Annotated in this window: 19 protein-coding genes; 7 read left to right on the forward strand and 12 right to left on the reverse strand. The window is 51.3% G+C overall.

Annotated features, from left to right (window positions below; all coding sequences use genetic code 11):
• Positions 1 to 347 precede the first annotated feature (347 nt).
• The 4 genes from HND56_07065 to HND56_07080 all read right to left on the reverse strand — a co-directional run bounded on the left by HND56_07065 (position 348) and on the right by HND56_07080 (position 9,376).
• The gene (locus HND56_07065) at positions 348 to 3,269 is read right to left on the reverse strand and encodes a DotA/TraY family protein (protein QKK05456.1); all 2,922 of its coding nucleotides are present in this window, start codon (positions 3,267 to 3,269) and stop codon (positions 348 to 350) included.
• 323 nt (positions 3,270 to 3,592) lie between these two features.
• Positions 3,593 to 6,460 carry a DotA/TraY family protein gene (locus HND56_07070; protein QKK05457.1) on the reverse strand — a complete coding sequence of 956 codons (2,868 nt, stop codon included), beginning with the start codon at positions 6,458 to 6,460 and terminating at the stop codon, positions 3,593 to 3,595.
• Positions 6,461 to 6,749: 289 nt separating this feature from the next.
• Positions 6,750 to 8,246, reverse strand: coding sequence for an EAL domain-containing protein (locus HND56_07075; GenBank protein ID QKK05458.1), 1,497 nt, complete (start codon positions 8,244 to 8,246; stop codon positions 6,750 to 6,752).
• A 65-nt stretch (positions 8,247 to 8,311) separates the two neighbouring features.
• The gene (locus HND56_07080; GenBank protein ID QKK05459.1) at positions 8,312 to 9,376 is read right to left on the reverse strand and encodes a quinone-dependent dihydroorotate dehydrogenase; all 1,065 of its coding nucleotides are present in this window, start codon (positions 9,374 to 9,376) and stop codon (positions 8,312 to 8,314) included.
• Between the two features lie 53 nt (positions 9,377 to 9,429).
• On the opposite strand from HND56_07080, the gene HND56_07085 reads away from it, so the two are divergent.
• A complete protein-coding gene (locus HND56_07085) occupies positions 9,430 to 10,290 on the forward strand; it encodes an N-formylglutamate amidohydrolase (protein ID QKK05460.1) in 861 nt (286 codons plus the stop codon).
• Here the strand turns inward: HND56_07085 and trmB are convergent.
• Both trmB and HND56_07095 read right to left on the reverse strand, forming a co-directional pair.
• Complete coding sequence (trmB, locus tag HND56_07090; protein QKK05461.1) at positions 10,266 to 10,949, reverse strand: tRNA (guanosine(46)-N7)-methyltransferase TrmB; 684 nt, start codon at positions 10,947 to 10,949, stop codon at positions 10,266 to 10,268. The genes HND56_07085 and trmB overlap by 25 nt on opposite strands.
• 14 nt (positions 10,950 to 10,963) lie before the next feature.
• Positions 10,964 to 12,163 carry a methionine adenosyltransferase gene (locus tag HND56_07095; protein ID QKK05462.1) on the reverse strand — a complete coding sequence of 400 codons (1,200 nt, stop codon included), beginning with the start codon at positions 12,161 to 12,163 and terminating at the stop codon, positions 10,964 to 10,966.
• Between the two features lie 198 nt (positions 12,164 to 12,361).
• Here HND56_07095 and HND56_07100 point away from each other — a divergent pair, with 198 nt between their 5' ends.
• From HND56_07100 to HND56_07110, 3 genes are all read left to right on the forward strand, one after another.
• Positions 12,362 to 13,117, forward strand: a complete 756-nt coding sequence (locus tag HND56_07100) for a hypothetical protein (protein QKK05463.1) — start codon at positions 12,362 to 12,364, stop codon at positions 13,115 to 13,117.
• Positions 13,110 to 14,855 (forward strand): hypothetical protein, encoded by a 1,746-nt coding sequence (locus HND56_07105; GenBank protein QKK05464.1) that lies wholly within the window; start codon positions 13,110 to 13,112, stop codon positions 14,853 to 14,855. Before HND56_07100 ends, HND56_07105 begins: the two co-directional genes overlap by 8 nt.
• Positions 14,856 to 14,927: 72 nt before the next feature.
• Positions 14,928 to 15,728, forward strand: a complete 801-nt coding sequence (locus HND56_07110) for a DUF1223 domain-containing protein (GenBank protein ID QKK05465.1) — start codon at positions 14,928 to 14,930, stop codon at positions 15,726 to 15,728.
• Here the strand turns inward: HND56_07110 and HND56_07115 are convergent, their stop codons facing one another.
• From HND56_07115 to tldD, 3 genes are read right to left on the reverse strand one after another with little or no spacing between them, the layout of a single operon-like run.
• A complete protein-coding gene (locus tag HND56_07115) occupies positions 15,729 to 16,232 on the reverse strand; it encodes a hypothetical protein (GenBank protein QKK05466.1) in 504 nt (167 codons plus the stop codon).
• Entirely contained in the window at positions 16,229 to 17,338 is a 1,110-nt protein-coding gene (locus HND56_07120) for a DUF262 domain-containing protein (GenBank protein ID QKK05467.1), read from the reverse strand. The genes HND56_07115 and HND56_07120 overlap by 4 nt, the downstream gene beginning before the upstream one ends.
• Positions 17,339 to 17,364: 26 nt before the next feature.
• On the reverse strand, positions 17,365 to 18,846 hold the full coding sequence (gene tldD / locus HND56_07125; GenBank protein QKK05468.1) for a metalloprotease TldD: 1,482 nt from the start codon (positions 18,844 to 18,846) through the stop codon (positions 17,365 to 17,367).
• 78 nt (positions 18,847 to 18,924) lie between these two features.
• On the opposite strand from tldD, the gene HND56_07130 reads away from it, so the two are divergent.
• The 3 genes from HND56_07130 to HND56_07140 all read left to right on the forward strand — a co-directional run bounded on the left by HND56_07130 (position 18,925) and on the right by HND56_07140 (position 21,921).
• On the forward strand, positions 18,925 to 20,532 hold the full coding sequence (locus HND56_07130) for a methylcrotonoyl-CoA carboxylase (GenBank protein ID QKK05469.1): 1,608 nt from the start codon (positions 18,925 to 18,927) through the stop codon (positions 20,530 to 20,532).
• A gap of 15 nt (positions 20,533 to 20,547) precedes the next feature.
• The gene (locus HND56_07135; protein ID QKK05470.1) at positions 20,548 to 21,288 is read left to right on the forward strand and encodes a TSUP family transporter; all 741 of its coding nucleotides are present in this window, start codon (positions 20,548 to 20,550) and stop codon (positions 21,286 to 21,288) included.
• Between the two features lie 72 nt (positions 21,289 to 21,360).
• Positions 21,361 to 21,921: a hypothetical protein gene (locus tag HND56_07140; protein QKK05471.1), complete on the forward strand. Its 561-nt coding sequence runs from the start codon at positions 21,361 to 21,363 to the stop codon at positions 21,919 to 21,921.
• Between the two features lie 15 nt (positions 21,922 to 21,936).
• On the opposite strand, the gene HND56_07145 is transcribed toward HND56_07140, so the two are convergent.
• The 3 genes from HND56_07145 to HND56_07155 form a co-directional block, all read right to left on the reverse strand.
• Positions 21,937 to 22,989, reverse strand: a complete 1,053-nt coding sequence (locus HND56_07145; GenBank protein QKK05472.1) for a succinylglutamate desuccinylase/aspartoacylase family protein — start codon at positions 22,987 to 22,989, stop codon at positions 21,937 to 21,939.
• Positions 22,990 to 23,001: 12 nt separating this feature from the next.
• Positions 23,002 to 23,904 (reverse strand): 30S ribosomal protein S6--L-glutamate ligase, encoded by a 903-nt coding sequence (gene rimK, locus HND56_07150; GenBank protein ID QKK05473.1) that lies wholly within the window; start codon positions 23,902 to 23,904, stop codon positions 23,002 to 23,004.
• Positions 23,905 to 23,971: 67 nt separating this feature from the next.
• Complete coding sequence (locus tag HND56_07155; GenBank protein ID QKK05474.1) at positions 23,972 to 24,124, reverse strand: entericidin A/B family lipoprotein; 153 nt, start codon at positions 24,122 to 24,124, stop codon at positions 23,972 to 23,974.
• Positions 24,125 to 24,234: the final 110 nt, after the last annotated feature.

A 24,234-nucleotide genomic window follows, 5' to 3' on the forward strand; every position in this document is an offset into this window, starting at 1 on the left:
ATCGTTGCCTGTTTCTAAGCGCAACGACGCATTCTGTGTAAGTTTAGAGCAGCTTTCGGACACCGTGTCCGGCTGCGCTTCAACCTCGTTTTTTGACGTGTTTGAGGAAAACTTCCAGGAGGGTCTATATTCCAAAACATCTCTTTAATAAAAATATTCCGGGCCGGATGTGCTGAAATCTAGACCCAAACACGCCCTTCGCCGTATAAATTGCATATTCCCGCCATTTTGTCAAACAAAGATTGGCGGGGGAAGAGCGCATCGGCCTGTGTTTTTGACTGTGCCGTCAATGGAAAACGCCCCGCTGTAAAGCGGGGCGTTTCTTATTTCATCGGCATTGTTCCTAACTAGGATTTCTTTCTGCCAAAAATATTACCTGTCATAAATTTGTTCTTACCCATAGCCCCTCCTAATTTGAGTGGCGCTGTCGTTATACCGCCTGCCAAGTTACCCATAGACGCGGCAGCCTGTCCGGCAACACCCATGCTTTGAGCGAATTCACCCATGTTCTCTTTCATAAAGCTCTCCACATGGCTTGCTTCACCACTGAAGTCCTGAGAACCGGCGCTACTGCCAAGCCAACTCATCGTCGAGTTCGGAATAATATCCACCAGTTTGAACGATGCGTTGACCAAGGCATAAGCCGAGAACACATAGATATAGGTGTTAATCACCTGGTCAATGATACCAAAACCACCGGAACCCATATTCGCGATCGACTGGTTAAAGGTATCATTCAGGTAGAGGATCATAGATTCGAAGATCAAATTACCCATCACGAAGCCGATGACCGTCAGTCCCGGACGCAGCAGCAGATTCAGCCAAGCCACATAGGCGGAAGATGCCATCGGTCCCATCAGACCCTCACCATCCGTACGCATATGCGCCAGAGCCACGACCGGTATCGTTGCGACCGCTTCCACCACGGAGACAATCCACGCAACGACGGCGAACATCACCTTGGTCCACGGAATCAGCGGCACGTAATACAGCAGCATCAAACCGGGGGTCAAACCGAAACTGGCAATCATACCCAGGAAGCTACCGACCGGACCGGCCATCAATGCCGTGATCATACCGCCGATCAGCGGCAGACCTGCGAACAAGGAGATAAAGGCCATCACACCGTAGAGGAAGATCGCTTTATCAACAATCTGGTAACCGGCATAAGCCAGCGATGCCATCGGGTGCGTATCCGTGCCGTAACCGCCGATTGAGATCAGAAGCGGCCCGTTATCCGACTTCATTTTATGAAGTGCCCAGTGGATAATCTTTTTACCTGCATCCATGTTGATGTCACTGGCACCCTGAATCGGGAAGCCTGCCAGCATACCGGAAAGACCGCCACCGCCAACCCAGGCAACAGCGTCACCAACACCGGTAACCATTGCGGAACCAACATTCCAGGCGCCGACAGCAACACGTTTTGTGCCGCTCCACAAACAGCCCCAGAAGCCGTCACAGCCACCGTCACCGCCCTCATCCGCACTGGGTGAACCGGTATTCATGGCACTGGGGCCTTCAGCAGCCGTTTCAACGACGACGGCCTCACCGAATGAGCGGTTGATACTGGCAATCTTGAAGTACCATGCGCCCATACCGGCCCAGCCCTGTATCGCCGCATCACCGGTAAAGGTACCGGCACCTGCGCCTGAGATATAAGGATCCAGATTAGCCGCTTTTGCCGTAGCCAGAGCATCCTCACGACCACCGCCACCGACGCTACCCGTATAAGCTGCAACCATCTGACCAAGACAGAGTGCGGACGCCGGATCACCGTTAAAGCCACCTGCAGTCGTGTTACAAGCAGGGTTAATTGCCGCAGCTGTCGCATTGGCTCCCGTTGGCGCATATGTCACGCTCGGACATGTTTGCGCATACGAACCCGGGTTTGCCTGCTGCGTTGTACTTGCCATTTGGCAGGCAATGCCTTCCATATCCGCATACAAATCGTTAAACAGATCCCATTCCGCTTGACGTACGTCTTGTTTAAACTGTGCAAATTCGTCAAACACCGCCCCTACGGGAACAGCCGGATACATCGCCGTATATAACGGGTCATAGTTAACGATATCGTTACCTTGAGGGTTCGGCAATGTAATACCGCCGCAACGATTCGGATTAGACATATCCCCGAAAGTAACCGTAATACTCGGCGCGTTCTTTGCGACATCTGTCTGCTGCACGATCGGACGCACAAACTGATCATGCACCGCCGGAGCACCTGTCAAAGCCAGCGCAGGTGTAATAGCCGGACTAGGAACATACGGTCCGCCAGGAAAGTTTGCCGTTCCCAAAGTTACTTCCTGCGCCATATTATGGCGTTTCATACATGTTAAACTCTCTACAGAAGGCACAATAACCGTCGTCGCCGGATTCTGCGACTGCACTAAATTGACAAGCAGATTGATATCATTTGTACCGTTGATATAGGTTGACCACATGTTACTGCCAAGGTTCGAGCCCCATTCCGCCAGTTTCATCACAACCAGCTGACCACCGTTGAACATACCGCCCACGGGGATCAGCATTGCCAGCGCGAATACAAAGCGGATCGGCGTCCAAACCATGTTATGACGACCGCCGCCGAATTGCCCCGTGCGTGCAGAGTCAATAACGATCGACACAATCGACCAGAACACAACAACAGAAGCAATGACCAGAACACCGGTACTGTAAGTACCGAACATCGGACCGATAGCCGACTGCATCGGTCCGCCACCGCCAATGGCACCCTGACGCAGAACTTTATCCAGAATACCCAAAGCCAAATCGCCCGTCGCAGACTGAGACCTGTCAAACAGTGCCGTGGGAGATGCCGCAACAACCGTCGAGAAATCCGTTGCAACCGGTACACCGCCCGGTGCCAGCTGGAAAATCTGCGCATGTGCAACAGTGCCAAGAACCAGATACGAAGCCGACATCACCAAAGCGGCAACGATGGTTGCAAACATCATCACGATGGAACCGAAAATACCCCATTGGTAAAAACCCATATTCGGGCGCGTCCGCAGGTTATACCACGCCTCCCCCATAATCTCGGAGACGGAAATTCTCTCACCTTCCGCGTTATATCCGTGACGCGTTCCGGGGTGATTAATCGGCAACAGACCTGACTGCGCAAGCATGATGGAGAGTGTTTGTACAAAAATCGGTCTTACATGGCTGAAATGCGCAAAAGACCGCCAAAACTGTGGGAGTAAAAAGAACGCCAAAAAAGGTTTTACGCCAGGACGCACCATTTTGACCCGCTCATGTCTACTACTCATACCAACACCCCTTGTTATTATAACCTCGCATATCCATGCCTGCCATTCGCCGGACTACAACACGAATCAGCCTTAAAAAGCTGTCAAAAGTCGCAGTTCGACCAATACTTCTATATTACACCTTTTTCGATATTTCGTCAAATGCACGTCTCTTTTTATTAAAGTTTTAAAATTATGCATAACAACACTTCGAAAAGGTCAAAATCTATTCCACCGCACCACGCAAAAAGTATTTCATATCAGCGATATAGACGAAAAAATCTTACATACGATTTACAACCAGAAATCCACGAAAAACAAGTCGGATTCCCCCTATCTACCCGCTATTTCTTACCCTTGCCTCTCTTCATCGCGCCGCTTATTCCGCGCGCCAATCCGCTTAGGCCGCCACTCACCGCACCACCGGCACTAATACCTGCCGTTGCGGCAGCTTGCGGTACAACCTGACCAAAGGCTTTCGCAACCTCACCCACAGCTTCACGCCCGAATGACTGCATTTGGAAAACCTCTTCCTCAAAGCTTGCAGTGCGTGGACCGCCAAGCCATCTGACCGTTGCATTCGGCATCAAATCCACCATTTTGAATGATGCATTCACCAGTGAATAGGCCGAGAAAATGTAAATATAGGTGTTCAGAATCTGGTCAATAATGCCAAAGCCGCCGCTTCCCATTTGAGAAATCGTGGTGTTGAAGGTATCGTTCAGATACAGGATCATCGATTCAAAAACCAGATTCCCCATCACAAAACCGATGACAACCAGCGAAGGCCGCAACATGATGTTCAGCCAGCCCATATAGGCGCTCTGCGCCATCGGCCCGACCAGCCCTTCCCCTTTTGTCCGTATATGCGCCAGCGCAATAATCGGCATCGTGACGATCGCCTCCAAAACACTTACGATCCAGGAGACTGCCGCAAACATAACCCGTATCCACGGAATCAATGGCACATAATACACAAACAGCATGGCAGGAACAAAGGCGATACCGCCCATCGTTCCGATAAAGCCGCCGACCGGCCCCATCATCAATGCCTCAATCATGGAACCGACCACCGGCAACGCCGACAGCAGGGAAAGCACGGCAATCGTCCCGTAAATCCCCAATGCTTTGTCCATAATTTCAGCACCGGCACGTGCCATCTCGGAAATGGGATGCACATTCTGGCCATAACCGCCAATCGTCATCAAAACAGCCCCATCCCCCTGTTTCATTTTATTCAAAATCCAGTGGATGATCTTTTTACCCGCTTCAAGATTGATATCCTCGGCACCTGTTACCGGAAAACCAACGAAGAAATTCGACCAGCCTTCACCGCCAAGCCATGCAATACCGCCTTCAATCGCACCTGCAATGTTTTTCGTAACCTCCCATGCGCCCTCTGCAAAGCCCCATGCTCCCTTTGCAAAGCCCCATGCACTACACGCCCAGCCAGGCAGCGAGCAACCACCATCATCCTCGGCAGTCGCGCTCTCGCCGCCTTGCGCGAGATTGCCGCCTGCCACAACCGTTTCCGGCTCAATGGACGAGCGGAATGTGCGGTTAATAGAGGCAATCTTGTAATACCATACCCCCATACCGGCCCAGCCTTGCGCAGCCATTTCCGTCACAAAAGCGCCACTTGTGAAATACGGATCAAGATGCGTCGCTTTTGCGGCGGCAACATCCGCATTCCGTGCCGTCATATATCTGTCGACAAAGTCATTAAAACAAGATGTATCAATCGGATTTTGGCCGTAACCACCGGCAGCACCACCTTGGCAGGCATTGCTATAGGTTACACCGGTCGGACAGCTATTGCCGTACAGCGCGGGGTTCGCGCCCTCACCCAAACTGACCATATGGCAGGCCATTTCCTGCATATCAGGCAACAGGTTGTTAACCGTATCCCATTCCGCCTGACGGACTTCCTGTTTGAATAATGCCATCGCGTCAAATGCCGTGCCAACGGGAACAGCGGGATAAGCCGCTGCATAATCCGGATCATAGTTAATAATATCAATACCGTTCGGATTGGGCAGATTGATTGACCCGCACAGATTGGGTGTATCCTCATTACCGAAATATATTGTGATATTGGGCGCATTCGCCAAAACCGCTGTCTGGTCAAGAATCGGGCGCACATATTCGCGGTGCGGGCTGCCCCATGCCGCAATCGGCATCATCGGTGCCATCGCCGGCGTCAAAGGTGTACCCGGATAGCCGCCGGCCGTAAAGACGGCACTGCCAAGCCCCACCTCATTCGCGATATTGTGTTTTGCCGCACACAGCGTCATTTCATGCAATGGGTTCAAAATAGTACCCGTCGGGTTCACAGACCTTATCTGGTTCCCCAGCAGACTTAAATCTGCCGTCCCCGCAACATAGTTGCTCCAAAGATTTGAACCGAGATTGGAACCGATTTCCGCAAATTTCATCATGATAAACTGGCCCGAATTAAACGCGCCGCCAATCGGAACCAACAGACCGATCGCAACAACGAAACGGATCGGTGTCCAGACAATGTTACGGCGGCCGCCGCCGATTTTACCGGAACGCGCGGTCTCCACGACCATGATCGTGATGTGGAAAAAGATAAACATGGAAGCAAGCACAAGCACCGCCGTGCTATATGTCCCGAACATCGGGCCGATATTCACCTGCATCGTTCCGCCGCCGCCCGATGCCCCCTGACGGAATACCCTGTCCAGAATACTGATCGCCAAATCGCCATGAGCCCCTGCGGGGGATCTATCAATCAGCGGGTTGCTTGTCGCAAGCGACACATTCGCCATATCCGTAGAGAACCCCGTCGGGTGATCAAAAATCTGTGCGCGCGCAACGGAGCCGCTCATAAAATAAAACAGCCCCAATACCAGGGAGCTGATCATACACACGAACATCATGATAACGGCACTGAAGGTTCCCCATTGGTACAAACCGGCATGCGGGTTGTTTTTCAGGTGATACCATGCCTCGCCAAGCAAAGAGAAAATTTTGATTTTCTTACCGTCAATCTGCGCACCGTAACGTATAGCCGGATGATAGGGCGGCAACAAATTCGCCTGCGCCAGAGATGTGGCCAGCAATTGTACAAAAATCGGACGGATATGGCTAAAATGTTCGAAGGATCTCCAGAATTGCGGAAGCAGGAAAAAGGCAAAAAAAGATTTGGCGCTCGGGCGCTGTATCTTGATCCGTTCCTGCCTACTCATGCGCACACCCCTTTGTTATATTACAGCCCCTTCGCCACCGGCCCGCCTTCATGTCATCCTGACCTCATGTCATATAGCACGAATCAGCCGCAAAAAACGCTTGCTAGCTGGAACAGACCGATATTTTCATTTTATCCCTTTTTCTACGATTTCGTCAAATTTATGACAGTTTTCATTAAAATACCATGCATTATATTACGTAAAAACAATAGCATAGCATAGACAGAATAAATGCCGCAAAATCGGCGGGAATATATTAACGAAATCTTAGGGGCAAAAACAGACCGCTTTAGGTGATGTTCCGGTCGTTTTTATCCGCTGTCCATTTACGCGGCTCCCCAAACAGATAACCCTGCCCGTAATCGGCATGTACATCAAGGAATTCGACCAATTGACGCTCAGACTCTATTTTTTCCACAATAAAATCAATACCATGGTAGTCAAAAGCGTCTTTCATACGCCGTATTTTTGTAAAACCGCCCGCTCCCGACAAGACCCGCATCAGCACAGCCCCGGAAATCTTGACATAGCGAATGTGGCAGGCCTGCATTTGTTCGAAATCAAAATCAAGATGCGTGACCCCGTCCATCGCAAAGCGGCACCCCAGACGCGACAACCCGTCCAGCACCCGCAGCGTTTCCGGATCAATGACGGCCAATTCCCCTTGCGCCAATTCAAAAACCAGACGCGGTGCCAGCAGGCGGTGCTGGGTCAGAAATTCCAGCAAATCCGCCATAAACTGTTGATCATTCAGTGTAAACGGGGAGATGTTACAGAAAAAAGAACGGTTTAAATTCCCTTCATCCGCCGTTTGTATCAGTTGCAGCGCATGCAGCAACAGCCTGTTATCAATCTCGGACAAAATACCGTCCTGCTTGGCCAACGGAATATAACGCTCCGCCGGAAGGTAAACATCCGGACGAACCCGGATGCGCGAATACATCTCGTAAAAGCGGCGTTTCCGTTGCGGCAATTGCACAATCGGCTGGATAAACATATCAATGCGGTCACGCGCAATCGCCTCCTGCACACAGCGGGTCACTTTGGCATCTGACCAGTCTGAAAAATCAGCCGCCGCAGATAATGATGAAAAATCAATATCTTCCTCGACGGGGCTTAAGCGCTCGGCCATAGCCGTTGTACCCGTCGCGGCATAGGCGGTTCCTGCTGCTGTGCGTACATCTTCCAGAAAAGATGCTTCAGGCTGTTGCGCAGACCGTTTCGGCTCCGCATCGGTTGACAAGGTTTCGGGCCGTCCCTCCAGAAGTTCCGCCAATGCGTCCGGCAAATCATCTTGCAATGATGCGGGCGGCACAGGTTTATTTGCCGTCGCACGCATCAAGCGCTCGTAATCTTTCCGCAGGCGCTCTTTATCCCGCAGCAATCTGCTGTAGACATATCCGCCCGCCCATAGACCGCCGCCAATACCCAGCACAATCAGCAGGATCAATGCGGACGCCGCCCCCGCAGCATACCAGACAAGTGAAGACACCAGCCCTGCAAGCACGACAGCGGCGGCATAAAGCATCACGCCGCCCGATATTTTTTTCTGCGCTAAGCGTACGCTTGATGTACGCGTCACAGCTTTTTGTTTTTTAATGATTTTTTTATTTTTTTGCTGCGCGGCCGGTCTCTGTAACACTTTCTTATTCAAGCTGTCACGCGGCGGCGCAACAGGCGGCAAAGCACGCTGTTTCTTGTTGCCTGTATGCGGTTTGATACGGATTTTCGGCTGCGACCCTTTTTTCACGGGCGGCAGCCCCTGTTTTTTACGGGCTGACATCATCACGATCGCTTCTTTTTATATTTCCGGCACCTTATATGGCACTCTCATCTCTGTACCATATAACATTAACGCATATAGCGTGCAGAGTCGATTCCTATGATCTGCGTCCAGTCCGAAATCTCTTCGGCAGCAATAATTTGCGACAGCTCGCGCACAGACTGCGCGGCGACATAGGGGCCCTTAAAAATCATACCGCTATAAATCTGCACCAAAGACGCGCCGGCGCGGATTTTCTGATAGGCATCCGCGCCTGAAGAGACGCCGCCGGCACCGATAATCGGTATTGTTCCGCTTGTTAGGGTGTAAAAACGGGCAATCATCTCTGTGGATTTGTCACGCAACAGCGCGCCGCTCAACCCGCCCTGCTCCGCCGCAAAGCCTTGCGGCAGCACATCCGGCCGCGCCAATGTCGTATTTGAAATAACAACACCGTCACAAGCCGTTTCCGCTACAACAGTCGCGATTTCCTCCAACTCCTGCGCGGACAAATCCGGAGCGATTTTCACCAGCAGCGGGATTTGCGCATCTTTCACCCGCATCAGCGCGGACAGCAGAGAAGACAACGCCTCTTTACTTTGCAAGGCACGGAGACCGGGGGTGTTTGGCGAGGAAACATTCACAACAAAATAATCCGCCAACCCCTCCAGCAGCTTTAGACAGCTTTCATAATCATCGATAATTGCATCGAAATCTTCGCTCGCCTTATTTTTGCCGATATTAATGCCCAGCGGTACGGGGCAGGTTTCACGTCCGCGCAAAGAATTTTTGACATGCGCCGCACCTTTTCCCGGAAAGCCCATCCGGTTAATAACTGATTGCGTCGATGAATCGCGAAAAATGCGCGGCTTGGGATTCCCCTGCTGCGGCTTGGGCGTCACGGTTCCCAATTCCAGAAAACCGAATCCCAGCCGCGACAGCCCGCGCCACGCTTCTGCATCCTTATCAAACCCCGCCGCAAGCCCGACCGGATTGGAAAAACGCCGCCCCCACAGCGTTATCGGCAGCTCCGGAACCGTTGCGCGCGGAAATATCCACGGCAGATGCGCCAGCGCAAAAATAGCGGCGCGGTGCGCGGCTTCCGGCGGTAAAGAAAATAAAAGCGGGCTGATAATCCGGCGGTACATATCCATATTGCGGTACTTCCTCTTGCCTTAGGCTCTTCACTTCTATACAGTTTTTCCTGATGTCAGACCAGAAAAAACACACGAAAATTCTGCGCCCGCAGCGCCAGAGCGTCGCGCTTGTCTTTGACAGCCCGCACAGCGGCAGCGATTATCCTGCCGATTTCAACCATGCCTGCGATATGAAAGACCTGCGCATGGCCGAAGACATGTATATCGACGAGCTGTTCGCACATGTCACCGATCACGGCGCCCCTTTACTGAAAGCCCTGTTCCCGCGCTCTTATATTGATCCCAACCGCGCGGTAAAAGAGGAAGATAAGAAAAGCGGTAACCCGCCCTCCCTGCGCGGATTGTTCCGTACGGTTTGCAGCGGCATCAACCCGACACCGATCTATGCGGAAGACGCATTGCCGACTGGGCAGGAAAAGCAGACCCGCATCGATAACTGCTACCGGGAATACCACGAAAACTTAAGCGACATTATTAAAGACACAAAGCAACAGTTTGAAAAAACAGTGCATATTAATTGCCACTCTATGCCCTCAACCTATGGCGACAATCTTCCCAACGGCTATGATTTCATTCTCGGCAACCGCGAAGGGCGCAGCTGCGCCCCGGAACTGGTCGCTTTCGTCAAAACTGCGCTGGAAGATATGGGCTATAAGGTCGGCGTGAATATTCCGGGTTATCGCGGCGCGGAAATCGTCAAACGCTATGGCGACCCCGCCAATGACATACATTCTCTGCAATTGGAAATCAATCGCGGTCTGTATATGGATGAGCGCAGCTTTGCAAAAACCGCTGATTTTGAAAAGCTGAAAGACGATCTAAAAACCCTGACGACAAAGCTTGCCTTCTACGCCGCGCCCAAAGCCAAGCCACAAGCGAAGCAATCTCAAACTCTCAGGAAACGGAAATAAACCGGCTGTCCCGCCAGCTGTTTCTGACCATAGCGTGTTTCCGGCCAGTCATCAGGGCGCTGCCGCCAGTCATCCGCACAATCGGCCTGAAAGTCAAAAGCCGGATGACTCCATGTTTTCGACAGCATCCAGTTTGCCAGATCGGCATCATCGGTTGCTATGCGTAGCTCCCCCCCCTTGCGTAGCAAACGTGCAAAGGCATCCAGCGTTTCCGTTTGAATAAAGCGCCGTTTATGATGGCGCTTTTTCGGCCAGGGATCGGGGTGCAGTAAGAAAATTTTGGATAAAGAGCCGCTTTGTAAAGCATCCAGCAAAAAACGCGCATCATCCGGCCAAATGCGGATATTCTCAATCTTTTCTTTTGCCATGGATGTCAGCAGCGCCGCGACCCCGTTGATAAAGGGCTCACAGCCGATCAGCCCTGTACCGGGATGCGCTGCAGCCTGCGCCGCCAGATGCTCCCCGTTACCAAAACCGACTTCCAGCCAATAGTCCTGATACCCCCCTTCCGGAAAACACGCGGCGGGAGCCAGACTGTCTGCCGGCATATCTTCGGGAATATCGACAGCGAAACGGGGCAGATCTTCCGTCACAGCGGTTTCCCGTGCGGCGTTCATTCTGCGTCCGTGTCGTCTGCCGTAAAATTTGTAGCCTTGCATTTATCTGCCGCTTTTCAGCAGGCTTCTGCTGCCTTCAGCTCCGCACCTGCGCCAAGACCGTTTTTCAACGTCTCGACCAGATCCAGCTTCTCCCATGAGAAACCGCCATCCGCCTCGGGATCGCGGCCAAAATGACCGTAAGCCGCGGTGCGCGCATAGATCGGACGGTTCAGTCCAAGATGCTTGCGGATACCGCGCGGGCTAAGATCCATAACCTCACGGATCAGCGTGGACAAAGCTTCATCATCAACCCGGCCCGTACCATGCGTATTCACATAGACGGATAGCGGCTGGGAAACGCCGATTGCATAGGAAAGCTGGATCGTGCAACGATCCGCCAGACCTGCGGCAACGATATTTTTCGCCAGATAGCGCGAAGCATAAGCTGCGGAGCGGTCAACCTTCGTCGGGTCTTTACCCGAGAATGCACCGCCGCCATGAGGCGCCGCGCCGCCATAGGTATCAACAATAATTTTCCGTCCGGTCAGACCGGCATCGCCGTGCGGGCCGCCGATGACAAAACGGCCTGTCGGATTGATCAACAAATTGGTGTCTTTCGTGACCCAGCCTTCCGGCAGGACACGCTCGATATAGGGACGCACCATGTCGTAAACATCCGACTGCGAGACATCATCCGTATGCTGCGTCGAAACAACAACGGATGTCGCACGTACCGGCTTGCCGTGTACGAATTCAAGGCTGACCTGACTTTTGGAATCCGGTCCCAGCTTATCCAGAACACCGGCATGGCGGTCATCCGCCAGCGCTTTCAGAATACCGTGGGAATAATGCAGCGCCGCAGGCATATAGGTCTCTGTTTCGCGGCAAGCATAACCGAACATGATGCCCTGATCGCCCGCACCTTCGTCCTTATCCGCACCGGCATCAACGCCCATAGCGATATCGCCGGATTGTGCGTGCAGACGCACAGCAACTTCAATATCCTGCCAATGGAAGAATTCCTGATCATAGCCAATGCTGCGCACGGCTTCACGGGCGACGCGTTCAATATCTTCCGGCGTAATACTGTCCGGTCCGCGCGTTTCTCCGGCAATCGCCAGAAAATCGGTCGTGGCAAGGCATTCCGCAGCAACGCGTGCCTCCGGCTCAGCCGCCAGATACAAATCAACGATTTCATCGGATACGCGGTCGCAAACTTTATCGGGATGTCCTTCCGATACGGACTCGCTGGTGAAAATATAATGTTCGGACATAAGGTCTTTCCTCCGGATTTTTATTAAATATAACAACCCGAACACTAAAGCACATGCCGACGGCTGAATCCACCGTGTTTTTGCCTTTTTTGGCTTTTTTTTACCCGAAAATCACCGCCCAATATTGCAATTATGTAAAGATAATGTTATATAGTATGGTTATTGCAAAATGGAAATACGAAAAAAGGTGTGCTTGGCATGTTCTACAGCACCGCTGAAATGACACGAAAAATCGATTCCTATCTGGAACGGCAGCATTCCATGCTGACGGACGACCCTTTTGCCGCACTGATGCAGGCCATTGCAAATAAAGAAAATATCGGTCAGGGGCAGGAAGATTTTGAAAGCGAGCATCTGGCCCTTCTCAAAAGCATCCCCGCCGGTGACATGATAAAAGATGACGGTATTTTGATGCTGGCAGCTGCGGATAAAGCACAACACCGCACCATTTCCTATATGTTGCAGGAAACAGATCAATGGCCCAAAGACGTGCTGAAACAGGCCGCACTCTGCGCATCCTCCAAAGGCTATGACATGACGATGCGCGCCATTTTGAACGGCATGCCGGATATGGATGGTGCTTTCTTTCAGAAATTACTGGACGGCGCAGCAGATAGCGATATGCGCAGCACATTGGAACGCTTCCGCAAAGAAACGCTCGGTGAAGGCTGGCGCATTAATGATGATTACGAAATCCAGCGCAAAACGGAATATCCGACTTTGGTACATGTCTTCAATTTCGGTGCCTGCCATGTGACAACCATTATTCCGGGCGGCGAAAAAGGCCAGCAGGTCATCCAGCGCGACTTTAAAGATTTGCAAAATGACGGCGAGCTCACAATCGCCTATGAGAAACTGCGCAAATTTACCGCCAACCCGCCCGCCTATCGCGGCAAAGATGCCGGCGCTGCACGTCGCGTTCAAAAACGGGAAAGGACAGCGCGACATGTTTAAACCCGATGATATTCTTGAAAAAAAAATGCGCGAATATACCGAACAACAGGACAAAAACTTTGCCGATGCCTTGCAAAAATTTCAATATCGCACACCGGACGACACCTATGAGGAAGGGGATGAAAACCGTGAAAAACCTTTCACGGATATTCTGCTGAAACTCAAGAGCCCTACGCGGGCAAGAAACAGCGCCGCCTTGCTGGAAGATATCGCCAGAAAAGGACTAGTCATCACCGCCGCCTATCTTTTCGATGAAGAACATGTCTTCAAGCCCGGCGCGCTGGAACAAGCCGTCCTGATCGCGGCTGAAAACAACTACCCTGAAACCGCCGTCTTTTTCCTGAAACATATGGAGGACTGGAGCGGCGTGTTTTTCCAGAAAGTCATGGAAAACGTGAATAATGACGATACCCGCCGCAGGCTGGAGGCATTTCACAACGACTATGTTGAAAACAGCCGCCCCGACTGGATACCGGAAGCGGGCTATAATGATGCGGAGCGCCTGCAAAACAGTGACCTGCGCGCGGTGATGCAAGAAAGGCGTCTGTGGTGCGTCTACCAGTTTCTGCAAAAAGGTCACACGCCCGAAAAAGAGGACTTCCTCGCTCTTATAAAAGGCGGTGAGTCACGCAACGATACGGCTGATTTCATCCGCGCCTTCGTCAAATATGATCAGGGTGCCTCTACGACCAAATGGCGGAACGAAACCGCCTATATGATGATCAATGGCTATCTGAAAAACAGGCGTGACGGGCGCAGCGACAAAACGGATAACAATCTGACATCCCTGGCCCATCTCTTCAATGACAGTCTGCAACAGCGCGCAAAGGACAAATATGCGTTCTTCCTGCATGGTGATATTCCCGGATTAATGCAAGCCGGCGCAGGCCGCGACCCGCTGGCGCAAATTTTCGATTCCCTGCCGCAAGAGGAACGGCAAAAGGTTTTGCTTACCGTGCATAATCAGGCACAAGAAGAGCAAAATCTGGACATCCTGTACTGGTTCCACACAACGGAACTGCTGAATGGCGTTGCAGACCCCGACATTTTTGGCAATTTGCTGAAATGCGTTGAGCAACTTGGTCAGGATGATGATTATAATGCGCAACAGCGCTTAAAATCTGCGTGTGAACGCTATATCAAATTACTCGCGCCGGAAGAGCTGACGGCGCAAAACGGCATTCTCTTGAAAACCGTGGTTGAAAAGCGGGAAACTGATTTGCTGCGCAATTTGATACAACGCAATGCAGACTGGCCGCACCCGCTGGTGGAACAGAAAATGACGGATGCCGTTTATGCAGGCGATGGCACAATACTGAATTTGCTCTGTCAAATGAAACAAGACTGGCAAATTGCCTTTATCAAAAACTGCGGAAACATGCCATCGGCGAATAAAAGAAACATTGAATCCGAAGTCAGCAGTATCAAACGCAGCTTCATGGAAGACTGGTCTGCCCGCAACAAGAATGAAATCTCGCGTAGCATCAGAGTCGATAGTGTAACGATTACGCATTTGTTTAATTTTCAATCCGCACAGCTTATCACCACCACATCCACCTACGAAGGCAAAGGGGCGGCATTGGAAATCACAAATTTCCGTGACGTCCAAAACGGTGACGAGATTGATGAAGCCTATGCCAAACTCCGCATCATGTATGATGACGCCCCGCCCTATAAGTGTAAGGATGATTCAACACGCCAGCATGTCATCCGCCGCCGCAACACGAACAGCCGCTGAAAACATGTAACCTTTTGCATACCGCCTGCGAAAAATACTATAGTGAAGACATAACAAAGCGGGGAAACAGTCATGCGCATTATGCTTATTTTAACGCTGGCGATTATCGGCGCAGCTGTCTTTTATCAGGGCATCCCCTATCTTCATATTGTCCCGGCAGAGGCCGCAAACGGCCGCGAAATTTCCGCACAGGCCAGCGATGCCAATATCAAAAACGATCATCCCGTATTGCTGGAGCTTTTTACCTCGCAGGCCTGTTATTCCTGTCCCGCCGCCGAGGCGCTGCTGCGTGAGCTTGCCATACGTCCCGATGTCATCACGCTGGAATATCATGTCGATTACTGGAACGAACTTGTCTACGGGCTGGCAGGCCGTTGGAAAGACCCCTATTCCAGCCCGCAATTCACCGCACGCCAGCGCGATTACAACAATGTCCTGCGCGGCTCCGCAAAGGTTTACACGCCGCAAATTATCATTAACGGCGCAGCGGAAACCGTCGGCTCCCGCAAGAAGGAAATCGAGCAGGCCGTTGCCGCCGCCGAAGACAGCGGGATACGCCTGAGTGCATGGTTAAAGGATAATATGCTGCAAATTGAAACCGGCGGGGCATTACCGCAGGAGACGCGGCTGGTGCTGGCACGTTATCTGAAGCGCGCGGAAACCGATGTCATCTCGGGTGAAAACAAGGGTAAAAATCTTGTCAGCTATAATGTTGTGACCGCGCTGTCCCATATCAGGCCGGCGCAGGATGAAAACGGCATCATCAACAGCAAAATCACACCGCTGAAAGCAGACGAACATTGTGCCGTCTTCGCGCAGGACGGCAAAACCATGGAAATCCGCGCCGCCACTTTGTGCCGCATGATGAGATAACTATTTCTTTAAAAGCCTTAAAGTTTGATCAAATGTGATTAAACCATCATAGATTTTATAGAGCTCACCTTGACACCAAGACGGCGCCTTCACATTGGGTGTTATCCCTTTGATGTGTGTATGAGCCGCAGAGTTTCTAATTGTCTTTAAACTACCCAAACTAGACTTGAAAAGATGCAACTTTACAGGATCAACCCTTTTTTCCAATTTTTCAAAAACTGAAAAACCTACAATCTGAACCAGCATAGAACGAAAATGCCGCTCATAATCAAACCCAGAGTTACGCTCCACAACTTGCTCTTTTAAATATTGTCGATATTGGTGTTTTTTAACATTTTTATTAACACACCTATTTACTACATCGTCCATGGATTCTTCAATCCAGCCACACAACTCTAACAAAGCCAATTTAGAATACAGTAAAGAAGCTCTCTGACTTTTAGCAGAGTTGTATTGCTTATCCAGCCATTGTAAATTCTTTAATATATATGACTTCGCAATCATTCACTATCTTCTGAAAAAATTCCTATTGCAGAACCCAGCCTGTCTATCACTTTTCCTCTATGAGATAGCCCTTCTCGTAAAAATATTTCAGAGAACGCCTCATCCTCAATCAATTTCCTGTATCTTCTTTTTAAAACCGCAGGTGGCTGTGTTTCTAAATAATCAATATTCTTACCAACCCCTACTAAAAGTGCTTCCAGCGTTACTAATGATAACTTGTCAACAGGCGCTCGATTATCAAATATTTTTTGATTTATACAATCAACTGTTCGGGTAAAGTATTCCTGTTTGGAGTTGATAACATCACTATCAATCATACGGTTTTCTTGCATGTACGAGTTCAGAAACCTAACAAGGCTCCCGTGATATCGTAAATATTCGTCAGAAAATGCAAAAAACCGTAATATCAACTCCTGCTTAGATAAGCGATACTTCTCTTTAGGCTTCATTTTATTAAGCTTACGCCAAGGAGGGTATTCGTCAAGATGCTTAAGTAAGTTGTTAAATGAGCCACTATAAATGCAATTGCGAATTTCTTGGTTGTTTAATTTCATTCCACCGGAGTTAAGACGATGAAAAATTGTAAATAAATATTCCATATGTGATTTTTTGCTATAATCACACCTTAGAACAGTGACTGGGATAGTTAAGTTTTCAACAAGACTGTAATATCCCTTTCCCGCATCTGTGCCCTCTTTTATATCCGCGACTGATTTTCCGGCTATTTCTGGGATAATATCGCTCAAACTTGATAAAACCCAATCCTTCCCCTCTAAAAACCTAATAATAGCGGATATTCTTTGTAAACCATCAATAACAAGCCATTTTTTTGACTTGTAATCCAAACTAAAACACATGCTCGGGATAGGCAGTTGCTTAATCAAAGAATCTATAAAGCGAGTTTGCGCAGCATCCTGCCAGACTACATCTCGTTGAAATTCTGGCTTAATATCTAAAACTCCTTGCTTATGCATTCTAAAAAGATCTGCACATGATCGTAATTCATTATAGGAAATAATATCACTAGGCGGCGTCTCGTTGCTGTCGTCTTCAAACGATTGAAGTTCTTCTAGTTTTTCTAAAGGTAATTCATGTTGTTGAGGCATAGGTTTAATACTCTCTGCTTTTCATTTTACGCCGCCGTACCGCCGACCGTCATACCGTCAATACGCATGGTCGGCTGGCCGACACCGACGGGAACACCCTGACCGTCTTTGCCGCAAGTGCCGATTCCCGCATCCAGCTTCATGTCATTGCCGATCATGCTGACGCGTTTTAAGGCTTCGGGGCCGCTGCCGATCAGCGTTGCGCCTTTCACAGGAGCGGTAATCTTGCCGTCTTCAATCAGATAGGCTTCCGAGGCTTCAAAAACGAATTTCCCCGAGGTAATATCCACCTGCCCGCCGCCGAAATTCACAGCATAAAGGCCGTTTTTGACTGATTTCAGAATATCTTCCGGCTCATCCTGCCCGTCCAGCATATAGGTATTGGTCATACGCGGCATCGGCGCATATTCGTAACTTTCACGGCGACCGTTTCCTGTCGGCTCACGCCCCATCAATTTCGCGTTCAAACGGTCTTGCATATAGCCGACCAGAATACCGTCTTCAATCAGCACATTTCGCTGTGTCGGCGTGCCTTCATCATCAATGGTCAGAGAACCGCGACGATCCGGCAAAGTGCCGTCATCCACCACCGTCACACCTTTTGCCGCGACGCGTTCACCCAGAAGCCCCGCAAAAGCAGATGTGCCCTTGCGGTTAAAATCACCTTCCAGCCCGTGACCGACGGCTTCATGCAGCAAGACGCCCGGCCAACCCGGACCGAGAACAACCGTCATTTCCCCCGCAGGCGCCGCCACGGCATCCAGTTTCACCGTTGCCTGACGCAGGGCTTCATCCGCCACTTGTTTCCAGGCATCATCTTTCAGAAACAGCGTATAATCCTGCCGTCCGCCGCGGCCATCATGACCGCTTTCCATTTTTCCGTCCGCTTCCAGCACAACACTGACATCCAGCCGCACCAACGGGCGGATATCGGCGCGCGCATCGCCGCCGGCGCACAGTATCTGCACAGCCTTCCATGATCCCGTCATACTGACGGAGACCTGACGGATACGGTTATCTTTGCTGCGGATATAGCTGTCAATATCTTGCAACAATTTGATCTTATCGGCAAAGGCCACACCTGCCACAGGGTCATTGGCGCTGTAGAGTTTTTTCTTCGGCGCGGGCGGTTTTTCCTGCATGGCCATCGCGACCATATTACCGCTTTGCGCCTGTTTCATGGTTTGCGCCAGTTCCGCCGCCTCTTTCAGGGAATGTTCCTTCATATCCGAGGAATGACCATAGGAAAAACGGTCTTCCAGCACACCGCGCAGACCAAAGCCGCGTTCGGTATCAAAACTGGCTTCTTTCAACTGCCCGTCATCCCAGACCAGCGCCTCGGACAGCGCATATTCCAGATACAGCTCACCGTCATCACAGGAAGACAGTGCCTCATCAACGATTTTAATGGTTTTCCCCTGCTCCAGCCCGCTTTGTGCGCCGAAAAACAAATGGTCGGTGACGGCAACGGGATCGGATGTGTCTGTCGCAACAGCTGAGTTCTGCATGGCATTTCTCCTTTGCCAAAAAGAGTAACATTCTTTATTGTTTCAGAACAACTCTCAAATCAAAACGGACAGGAATTCATGAGCGTTATCGAAAGCCGGATCAACACCTCCTCCCCCGAATTTCAGGAAAATGCGGCGGCAATGCAGGAGACCGTCGCGGATATGAAAGTCAAGCTGGGCGATATTCTGGTCGGCGGCCATGAACATGCGCGGGAAAAACACACATCCCGTGGCAAATTACTGCCGCGTGACCGCGTCAATACGCTGCTGGATGCAGGTTCTCCCTTTCTGGAGCTGTCGCAATTCGCCGCCCATGACGTCTATGACGACCACGTTCCTGCCGCCGGTATCATCACAGGCATCGGGCGCATTTCGGGACAGGACTGCATGGTGGTTGCCAATGACGCCACTGTTAAAGGCGGCACTTACTATCCGTTGACGGTCAAAAAACATCTGCGCGCACAGGAAGTCGCGGCGCAAAACAATCTGCCCTGCATCTATCTGGTCGATAGCGGCGGCGCATTCCTGCCGAAACAGGATGAAGTCTTCCCCGATAAGGAACATTTCGGGCGCATCTTTTATAATCAGGCCAATATGTCGGCGGCGGGTATTCCGCAAATTGCCGTCGTTATGGGCTCCTGTACTGCGGGCGGCGCCTATGTGCCCGCCATGGCCGATGAATCAATCATCGTGCGGGATCAGGGCACGATTTTTCTCGGCGGGCCACCGCTGGTGAAAGCCGCGACAGGCGAAATCGTCTCTGCCGAAGATCTTGGCGGCGCGGATGTTCATTGCCGCAAATCGGGCGTCACCGACCATTATGCGGAAGATGACGATCATGCGCTGGCGCTGGCGCGCCAGATTGTCGGCACGCTGAACCGCGTCAAACGTCCCGATCTGGATATCCGCACACCGGAAGAGCCCGCCTATGACCCGTCGGAGATTTACGGCATCATCCCGAAAACCAGCCGCAAACCCTATGATGTGCGCGAAGTCATCGCCCGTACCGTTGATGGCAGCCGCTTTGACGAGTTCAAAAAACTCTATGGCGAAACGCTGGTTTGCGGCTTCGCACATATTCACGGCATGCCTGTCGGTATTCTGGCCAATAACGGCATTCTGTTTTCCGAATCCGCGCTGAAAGGCGCGCATTTCGTTGAAATGTGCAGCAAACGCCGTATTCCGCTGGTGTTCTTGCAAAATATCACCGGCTTTATGGTCGGACAGAAATACGAAGCCGGCGGCATTGCCAAAGACGGTGCCAAGCTGGTCCATGCTGTTTCCTGTGCACAAGTGCCGAAATTCACAATGCTGATCGGCGGCAGTTTCGGCGCCGGCAATTACGGCATGTGTGGTCGTGCCTACAACCCCCGCCTGCTGTTCAGCTGGCCGAATTCCCGCATTTCCGTGATGGGGGCCGAACAGGCCGCGACGGTGCTGGCAACCGTCAAGCGCGACGGCATCGAAGGAAAAGGCGGCAAATGGTCGAAAAAAGAAGAGGAGAGCTTCAAACAGCCGATCCTTGAGCAATATGAAACGCAGGGCCACCCCTATTACGCCAGTGCGCGGCTGTGGGATGACGGCATTATCGATCCTGCGGATACGCGCACGGTGCTTGGCCTCGGCCTTTCCGCCGCGCTGAACGCGCCCGTTGAAGAAACCAATTTCGGTATTTTCCGCATGTAGAAAGGCGCATATGGCATGACCTCCGCCTTTCTTTACATTCTGCTACCCAGCATTCTGGTGACCTCCTTTATTTCGGGGATTTTCGGCATGGCGGGCGGCATGATTATGATGGGGATTATCGCCTGGTTTCTGCCCGTCAATACAGCCATGGTGCTGCACGGCTTTGTGCAGATGACCTCAAACGGCTGGCGCGCCATTTTGCACCGCAAACACATCCAGTGGCCCATCATAAAATATTATCTGCCCGGTCTGCTTTGTGCGCTGGCGGCTTTTATGCTGCTGCAACTGGTCGTCAATAAGGCGGTGTTGTTTATCTTCCTCGGCGCGATGCCCTTTCTGCAATATCTGCTGCCGAAAAATGCGGCGATGAATATCGAGAAACCCAAACACGCTTTTCTTGCCGGTCTCGTTTTCTCGACATTGCAGCTGCTTTGCGGCGTCAGCGGCCCGATTGTCGATCTGTTCTTTGTCAAATCCAAACTGAACCGCCACCAGATCATTGCCACCAAAGCCGTAACGCAGGGCTTTGGCCATATCATGAAAATTTTCTATTTCGGCGCGGTCGTCGCCTTAAATGAAGAGCTGCCCGCCGCCCTTTACATCACAGCTTTCCTTGCCGCCATGATCGGCACCACCCTCTCCGGCTTTGTCCTGCACCGCATGACGGATCAGCAGTTCCGGCAATATTCACACGGGCTGATTATCGTCATTGCCCTTGTCTATCTGGGGCGCGGGTTGTCCGAATATCTCGGCTGAATATATTTGACATAATAATAAAGAGGTGGTATTATTATCGCTTTCAATGACCTTTTGCAGAGTGCATTTTAAATGGCTGACGACAAGATACTGACGCAAAAATTTCAGGACACGCTGAAAAACCTCCGCAGCAATACGGAGACCTGTGCCGTGCTTGAGAAACTCAGCGCAGCCCTTAGTGACGTCCAGCAGGCGTTGGCACAGGAAGGTGTCGCCTTTGGCTTTTGCTTTTCACATTACGATACCATCTCTCCCACACTTTCCTCCGGTCTAAAGCAGAAATCCGATAAAATTCTGGAACGCTCTGTCACAAGGCAATGCGCCGTCACCTACCATATTGACGGGCAGGATTATTCTTTGGCGCTGGCACGTTTCAATGATACCCATTACCGCACGCATTGGGAATTTATCGGTAGCCACAGCTTTGAAGACCGTTCCAAAGAAAGAGATGACAACTATGATGCCGTCGTATCCCCAATAGAAAATTTTCGTTTTGATTCTGAGAACGAAAGCGATCCTTTGACCGATCTGAAGAGCTATCTTGTTGAACAGGCCGCAAAACAGAAATTCCTGCAAGCCTATGATGCAAAAAGCCAGCCGCGCCGTATCAAAAGAACCGCGCGTCCATCGTAAGAACTTCCCTGAAATCTAGTTTAGGAAACGGCCGCTTTTATCGCTGCCGACTTTCCCTTCAAATAACTCGACCTGTTCTTCAACAGCGCCGGAATCCTCAAAGGTCGCGATGTGAAAAGCCGCATCTCCCGCATTGACCAGCGGCAGCGTTGCCAGACCGACGACAATCCCCGTCTTGCGGGCACGGATTTCGAAAACATCCCCGCCGAACGGGTCGGAGATAAGCCCCAGCAGCTGGTTCTTTTTGACTCTTGCCCCCAAATGCGTTTCCGCTTGCAGAATGCCGCTATGGGGGGCCCGCACCCAGTGCCGCGACCGCGCCACGAATACCGTCTTTTTCTTTTCATCCTCTTTCTCAGCCGGCGTTTTCTTACGCGTACGCGGCAACATGCCGATCTGCCGCATCACCGACAAAACACCCTGCAAGCCGCAGCGTATGACCTGTTCATTGAATTTCAGCGCTTCGCCGCCCTCAAACAATACCAGCGGAATGCCGCGCTCATCCGCTGCTTCACGCAAAGAACCATCAACGAAATTGGCATTAATCAACACCGGCACTTTGAAAGCATGCGCCATCTCCAGCACCGCCGGATCATCGAGATTGGCGCGGATATGCGGCAGATTGGCGCGGCTGAATCCCGCCGTATGCAGATCAATCCCATGTGTGCATTTTTCAAGAATCTCGGTGGTGAAAATATGCGCCAATTGTGCCGCCAATGATCCGTCACCGCTGCCGGGGAAATAGCGATTCAAATCACGGCCATCGGGCAAATAGCGGGACTTGGTGTTAAAGCCGAACACATTGACAATCGGCACGGCAATCAGCGTTCCTTTAATCTTGCCAAGCGCCTTATGCCCCAGCAACCGCCGTATAATATCGACACCGTTGATTTCATTTCCGTGAATGGCGGCGCAGACAAACAGGCGCGGCCCGTCTTTCTTGCCGCGGACAACTTCAATCGGCACATTCATTTCAGTGAAGTCATACAGCCGCGCGACATGCAGATTAACCCGCATCCGCTGCCCCGGTGCGATTGTTTCTCCTGCAATGATCAGATTCTCGCCCATTGATATCTGCCGTCAGCCTTTGTTCAAGCGTGATTTCTTCTTGGAGGCCGCCATGATTTCAAGATGTTCAATCATCAGCGACGCAACATCTTTTCCTGTCGTTGTCTCAATGCCCTGCAATCCGGGAGAGCTATTCACTTCCAGAATCAGCGGCCCGCGGTCAGAGCGCACAATATCAACCCCTGCGACCTGCAGCCCCATCGCTTTGGTCGCGGCAACCGCCAATTTGCGCTCCGCCGGTGTGATCTTGACCTTTTCAGCGCTGCCGCCGCTGTGCAGGTTGGAACGGAAATCTCCCTCTGCAGCCTTGCGCATCATCGTTGCCACAACCTTCTCGCCGACGACAAAACAGCGAATATCCGCCCCGCCTGCCTCTTTGATAAATTCCTGCACCAGAAAATGCGCATCCAGACCGCGAAAGGCCTCAATCACGCTTTCCGCCGCTTTCTTGGTTTCCGCCAGAATAACGCCTTTCCCCTGCGTGCTGTTCAACAGCTTGACAATCAGCGGCGCACCGCCGACAAGACTGATCAAATCACCGGTATTATGGGTGGAATGCGCAAAACTGGTCGAGGGCATTCCCAGCCCCTTCCGCGCCAGCACCTGATGGGCACGCAACTTGTCACGGGCGCGAACAATTGCCAGCGATCCGTTCAGGCTGTGAACACCGTCCATCTCGAACTGGCGCACCACAGCCGTGCCGTAAAAAGTGACGGAATTGCCGATACGCGGAATAACCGCATCAAATTCCAGTATCTCGTCACGGAAATGCACATCCGGCTGGTTCGGATTGATATTCATGAAACAGCTAAGCACATCAATCACGCGTACCTTGTGGCCGCGCGCACGGGCGACGTCAAGCAGACGTTTGGTGGAATAGATGGACGCATCGCGCGACAGGATACCGATCTTCATTGCCGATCCTTTATTATTCTTATTGTTGCAGCTATGTCTTCGTCACGCGGGGATGCGGCACGGATGATCAATAACCTTTATTATCGGCGGCAGAGCCGGAAATCGCCTCGCCCGCAGCCTTAAAGTCTTCGCCAACGCCCTGCATCGTATTGCAGCCGCTGATGGATAAAACGGACACTAAAAACAGTGCCGCCGTAAAAATTCTGATCGTCTTTGCCATTGATTCCTCCGTCAATCTTGTAAAAAATCCGTCTTCATCCTACACAAAGCGCTGCAAAAGAAAAACAGCTTTCTTTTGTATGGGGAACGGCTTTTTATTTGACATATCAA

This window comes from Pseudomonadota bacterium, from assembly GCA_013285465.1.
Lineage (GTDB): Bacteria > Pseudomonadota > Alphaproteobacteria > Micavibrionales > CSBR16-224 > CSBR16-224.